The following is a 5,466-nucleotide window of genomic DNA, read 5'->3' on the forward strand; positions in this document are numbered from 1 at the left end:
CGGAAGACCGGCTTGAGCCCGGAGATGCCCTCCAGCGTGGTGCCCGCGCGCGGGCCGTCGTCCTTGGCCACCACGGTGCCGTCGGCGAGCGTGACGGGGGTGATGTCCTTGGCCCAGAAGCCGTCGGCGATCGCCCGCTCGGCGAGATTCTGCGAGCGCACCGCGAACTCGTCCTGCTCCGCCCGCGAGACGCCCTTGAGCCGCGCGAGGTTCTCGGCGGTCTGGCCCATCGCGATGTACACGTCCGGGAGCAGACCCTCCTCGCGTGGGTCGATCCAGTCCGGGGTGGCGGCGCCGGACCGCTCGGCGGAGCGCTGTTCGGCCGGTACGAACAGCGGGTTGTGGGTGTCGGGAAGCGAATCGCTGCTGCCCTTGAGCGCGGCCCGGGAGACCGACTCGACACCGGCCGACACGAACACGTCGCCCTCCCCCGCCCTGATCGCGTGCATCGCCATGCGCGTGGTCTGCAACGAGGACGAGCAGTAACGGGTGATGGTGGTTCCGGGCAGGTGATCCATGCCCAGCATGACCGCGACATTGCGGCCCATGTTGAAGCCCTGCTCGCCGCCGGGCCCGCCACAGCCGAGCATCAGGTCGGCGATGTCGTGCGGGTCCAGACCGGGGACCTTGTCCAACGCGGCCCGAACCATCATGGCGGCCAGGTCGTCCGGCCGGACGTCCTTCAACGAACCCTTGAACGCACGCCCGATCGGCGAGCGAGCGGTCGAGACGATGACTGCTTCGGGCATGACGGCATCCCTGCTGTGAGTGTGACCGGCCTATGTGCGACCGGCCCCGAGTGCGGCTGGTGGGAGCGGAACCGGTGCGAGTACGAGCGGGTGGCGGCACCGAACCCGCGACCCCATGAAGGTACCGACTGGTCGGTATCTCCGCCAGAGGCCACGCCCACCGACACCGGATCCCGAACCCGTCTCGCCGACCACCGATCGCGCGTCCGGGCGCACCCCACGGCGCGGCGATGTCCGACAACCGACGATCGAGGAGCACCGACCCGGATTCCACCCCCTCGCCCCGCCCCGATCTGGTCTCCGCGTCGAGCACCGGCTACCGTCCCCTCAGGACCGGAACGCCAGGGGAAGGGAGGGCACCGTGAAGGCGCACCCGAGCGGCCCGTACCGCGTGGAGTACACGGAAACGGCCGCCGCCGTACGCGACTCGCTCCCGCCCGAGCGCCGTGAGCAGCTCACCAAGGCGCTCCGGGTCCTGGCCCGCGATCCGTACACCAAGGCGTCCGCCCCCATCGGCCCCGACGACGACACCCGTCAGGCGATGGTCGCCTCGGCGCTGCTCATCGAGTACGGCGTACTGCGCGGGGTCATGGTGGTCGTCGTGGTGACCGTCCTCGACGGCATGGAATTCCTCGGCGACACCGACGAGTAGCGCCGGCGCCCCATGGCGCCGGCTGCGACCGACCGTCTCGGGGCCTCCCGGGGCCCCTGGGTCAGCCGCGGGCGACGATCAGCCGGGCGCGCGGCCGATGGTGCCAGACGCCGGCCGGAGCCCGCCCGAGGAACTCCGCACGCACTCGCGCGACGAACTCGTCTCCGCGCTCCATGGCGAGCACGCGCAGCGGCCCGGACCGGGTGAAGGCGTCGAAGAAGGTCGGCGCGTCCGCGTGCGACATCCGGTACGCCGGATACTCGTCCCGCTCGATCACCGCGCCTCGCGCCGCCAACACGTCCGCGAGTCGCCCCTCCCAGGAGCGGTCCCCCGGCGGCACGTGCGCCCGGATCACGTCGCTCATCAGCGCGAACGGCCCGTCGGTCTCCGTACGCTCGGGCCAGAACACCACGGAGAGCCGCCCGCCCGGGCGAAGCGCCGCCGCCCAGGACGCCATCGCGAGTTCGGGCTCGGCGAGCGCCTGCAGGCCGAACACCGACACCACCGCCGCGCATCGGCCCGACCACCGGGCGGCCGGCAACGTGGCATCGCCTTCGACCACACCGACCCGAGGCCGACCCGCGGCCCGCTCGCGGGCCCGCCGAACCATGGCCGGGGCCAGGTCGATGCCGACGATCTCGCGCTCCGCGAAATCCTCCGTCAGCACGTCGAGCTCGGGAAACGTCCCACAGCAGGGCACCAGAATCGGCCCCTCCGGCAGCGACGCACCGCCGACACCCGCCACCGCCGTGCGCACCCAGGGCGCGAACCGGGGCACGAAATAGTTGTCGTACCCCTCGGCCGCCGCGTCCCATCCCCGGGCGACCCGAGCCAACCGCTCCTCCGCCTCGCTCACCGCCACCTCGCCATGCGCCGCCACACCACCGAGAGAGTCATCGACCCACCTTCGCATCCGAACTCCCCCGGCACCGAGCACCGCCGAAGACATGCCGGACGGCCGCATGCCCGAAGGCCGTGCCCTACAGCGCACTCGCGATCCGGGCGCGGCCCGGGCCGGAGACGCCCGTGAGGCCGGCCGGACGGCCCGTGGCCAGGAGAAGCAGATCGGCGGTCGGGCCGCGTACCTCGTCGGGGCCGGTACCCGCCGACCACTCCGCGTCGGTGGCCACCAGGCGCGTGCCCCGGCAGCGCTTCCGGGCGCCGTAGAACGGGCTGGACAGCACGTGGCCCAGGGCTGCCAGGGCCCGCTCCGTCGGCATCTCCCGGACCCGGCCCAGCGGTCGCGCGGCGTCCTGCCCGTGCACCAGCACGTCGACGAGCGGGTCGAGCGGCGCCGCCAGCGGTGCGCGGCGGGCCGAGCCCGCCGTCTCGCGGACTTGGGCGATCAGTTCCGCCGGAGTGAACCTGGCGGCCAGCTCCCGGGCCTCGTCGGCGGTCATCCGGTCGAAGTCGCCCCGGGCCCGGATCGCGCCCTTGATCATGCTCCTCAGCGTCGTACGCGTCGACGTGGTCAGGTGCGCGGCCAACTCGTGCATCGTCCAATCGGAACAGAGCGAGGTCACCCGCCAGTCGTCCGCGTCGAGCGTGTCGAGGAAGTCGGCGAGGCTCAGTCGTTCGTCCCGTACCCAGGCAAGAATTTCGTCGCGGTCCATGTCCGGCTCTCCTCGGGTCATGTCGTTGTCGTACAGGTGTCGTCGCGGGTGTGGTGACGACCTCGACCGTCAGCGATCGCCGGCCGTGTCCGAGCCGGACCGCTCGCCCGACCCGGGCGGTTCGGGCGGCTCGACCTGCTCGGGTCCCGGGACCGGCTCGACTTCGCTCAACCGGCGCCGCAGGTGTGCCCGTTCGGGTTCCGTGCCGGCCAACTCCAGCGCCTCGCGGTAGGCCGCCGCCGCCTCGGGGAAGCGGCCGAGTCGACCCAGCAGATCCGCCCGCGCGGTCGGGTACGGGGGATAGCCGCGCAGTCTCGGCTCACCCGCCAACTCGTCCAGCAACGCCAGACCCGCCGCCGGGCCGTCCCGCATCGCCACCGCCGCGGCCCGGTTCAGCGCGACGATCGGCGAGGGGGTGAGCACGAGCAGCACGTCGTACAGCGCCACCACCTGCGGCCAGTCGGTGGTCGCGACGTCCGCGGCCTCGTCGTGCAGCGCGGCGATCGCGGCCTGCACCGCGTACCGCCCGGCCGGCCCACCGGTCAGCGCGGCCACCACCAGGCCCCGACCCTCCTCGATCATCGACCGGTCCCACCGTCCGCGGTCCTGGTCGTCGAGCAGCACGATGTTGCCGTCCGGATCGGTCCGCGCCGCGCGGCGCGCGTGGGTGAGCAGCATCAGCGCGAGCAGCCCGGCGACCTCGCGTTCGGCCGGCAACAGCCGACGCAGGATCCGGGCCAGCCGGATCGCCTCCTCCGCGAGGTCGAGCCGCTGCAACCGCGGTCCGGAGCTGGCCGCGTAGCCCTCGGTGAAGATCGAATAGACCACCTGGAGCACGCCGGGCAGGCGCTCCGGCAACTCGTCCGCGCCGGGTACCCGGAAGGGGATCCGCGCCTCGCGGATCTTCTTCTTCGCCCGGACGATCCGCTGGGCCATCGTCGCCGTCGGCACCAGATACGCCCGGGCCACCTCGGGCGTGGTCAGCCCGGCCAGGCAGCGCAGCGTCAACGCGCCGCGATCCTCGGCGGGCAGCGCGGGGTGGGCACAGGTGAAGAACAGTTGCAGCCGGTCGTCGGGCAGGTCGGCGTCCGCCTCCGGCGGCGGCGCGGGATCGGCCCGATCCGCCTCCACCTGCAACACGGCCAGCCGAGCGGCGTACGTCCGGTCCCGCCGCAGCCGATCCACCGCACGACGGCGCGCCGTGGTCAGCAGCCAGGCCCCGGGCCGGTCCGGCACGCCGTCGACGGGCCAGTGCACCAGCGCGGCCTCGATCGCCTCGGAAGCCACCTCCTCGGCCAGGTCGAGATCACCGAATCGGCGCGCGAGTGACGCGAGCAGCCGACCTCGCTCCTCCCGGAACACCGACTCGACGGACGCGCCCACCGCCCCGTCCCCCGACCCCCGACCGACATCCTCGGCTCCGTGCCCGGCCGCGCCCGCGGGCCACCCGGCATCGGCTGCTCGCTCATTCATCGCCGTCCGCCCTCAGCCTCGGGCCGTCAGGCGTCGAAGTCGGCGATCGGCCGCACCACGATCGACCCACCACCACGCGCACCGGGACAACGCGCGGCCCAGTCGAGCGCGACATCCAGATCCGGCACGTCGATCACGTAGATGCCACCGAGCACCTCGCGCGTCTCGGCGAACGGTCCATCCGTCACCGTCCGCTCACCCGTCGGCCCGACCCGAACGGTCGTCGCGGTGATCAGATCCGCCAACGACTCCCCGGACACGAAGATCCCCGCGTCCTTGACCTCCTTGTCGTAGCTCATCCAGTCCTCGACGGTGCACCCCTCGGCGCCGCCGTCCGCGTCGATCGCTCCACTGTGAATCAACAACATGTACTTCATGTCCGACTCCCGTTCGTCCTTCACATCCTCGCCCGGCACCCTGCCGCACACCATGACGACGAACGGGCAACGACCGAATCGACAGCTCCCCGAAAAAACTTTCCGTGACCTCTCCGCACCGTGTGTAACGAGCGGCGTCGGCAATGATCGGGCGTCGAGGTCGGTGGGGGACGACTCGGGCCAGGGAGTCGATCCGGTCCCCCAGCCGCCGGAGGCCCCGACGCACTCATCCCACCCGACGCCGAGCGATCATTCCCCCATGACCCTGTTCGATCACGCGTCCCCCCGTCGGCGGCCCCGCGCGAGCCCGGCACCCGCGCGCTCCCGAGCCGGGTCGGCTCCCGCCCACGCGGCCCCCGGCCCGCCGCCGGGCCGTCCGACGCAAGGAGACACCACCATGAGCACGACCCGTCGCACCTGTGATGCCCCGGCCGGCAACCGATGATCGAGGGCATCGACATCCCCGACCGTCGCGGGCCGCAAGCCCCGGGCCCCGGCCGCCCGCCCCCCCCCCCCCAACCCCCGGGTGGGGGACCCCACCGTCAGGGTTAGGGCGGCGCCCGGGTCCTACTAGGGCACCACCCCCTACAACACCAACAACC

General features: G+C 72.8%; 5 protein-coding genes and 1 pseudogene. 1 reads left to right on the forward strand and 5 read right to left on the reverse strand.

Annotated elements, in window-relative coordinates:
- A pseudogene (locus ACIRL2_RS51190) lies at positions 1-749 on the reverse strand (acetyl-CoA C-acyltransferase); the annotation flags it as partial.
- 361 nt (positions 750-1,110) lie between these two features.
- Between ACIRL2_RS51190 and ACIRL2_RS51195 the strand changes: the two are divergent.
- On the forward strand, positions 1,111-1,401 hold the full coding sequence (locus ACIRL2_RS51195) for a hypothetical protein (protein ID WP_331770636.1): 291 nt from the start codon (positions 1,111-1,113) through the stop codon (positions 1,399-1,401).
- Between the two features lie 61 nt (positions 1,402-1,462).
- Here the strand turns inward: ACIRL2_RS51195 and ACIRL2_RS51200 are convergent, their stop codons facing one another.
- The 4 genes from ACIRL2_RS51200 to ACIRL2_RS51215 form a co-directional block, all read right to left on the reverse strand.
- Complete coding sequence (locus ACIRL2_RS51200) at positions 1,463-2,257, reverse strand: class I SAM-dependent methyltransferase (RefSeq protein ID WP_395858575.1); 795 nt, start codon at positions 2,255-2,257, stop codon at positions 1,463-1,465.
- A 124-nt stretch (positions 2,258-2,381) separates the two neighbouring features.
- Positions 2,382-3,014 (reverse strand): maleylpyruvate isomerase family mycothiol-dependent enzyme, encoded by a 633-nt coding sequence (locus ACIRL2_RS51205; protein ID WP_395858576.1) that lies wholly within the window; start codon positions 3,012-3,014, stop codon positions 2,382-2,384.
- 69 nt (positions 3,015-3,083) lie between these two features.
- On the reverse strand, positions 3,084-4,487 hold the full coding sequence (locus ACIRL2_RS51210; RefSeq protein ID WP_395858577.1) for an RNA polymerase sigma factor: 1,404 nt from the start codon (positions 4,485-4,487) through the stop codon (positions 3,084-3,086).
- Positions 4,488-4,513: 26 nt separating this feature from the next.
- Positions 4,514-4,864 carry a YciI family protein gene (locus ACIRL2_RS51215; protein ID WP_331770639.1) on the reverse strand — a complete coding sequence of 117 codons (351 nt, stop codon included), beginning with the start codon at positions 4,862-4,864 and terminating at the stop codon, positions 4,514-4,516.
- Positions 4,865-5,466 lie beyond the last annotated feature (602 nt).

The organism is Embleya sp. NPDC127516 (assembly GCF_044765325.1).
Taxonomy (GTDB): Bacteria; Actinomycetota; Actinomycetes; order Streptomycetales; family Streptomycetaceae; genus Embleya.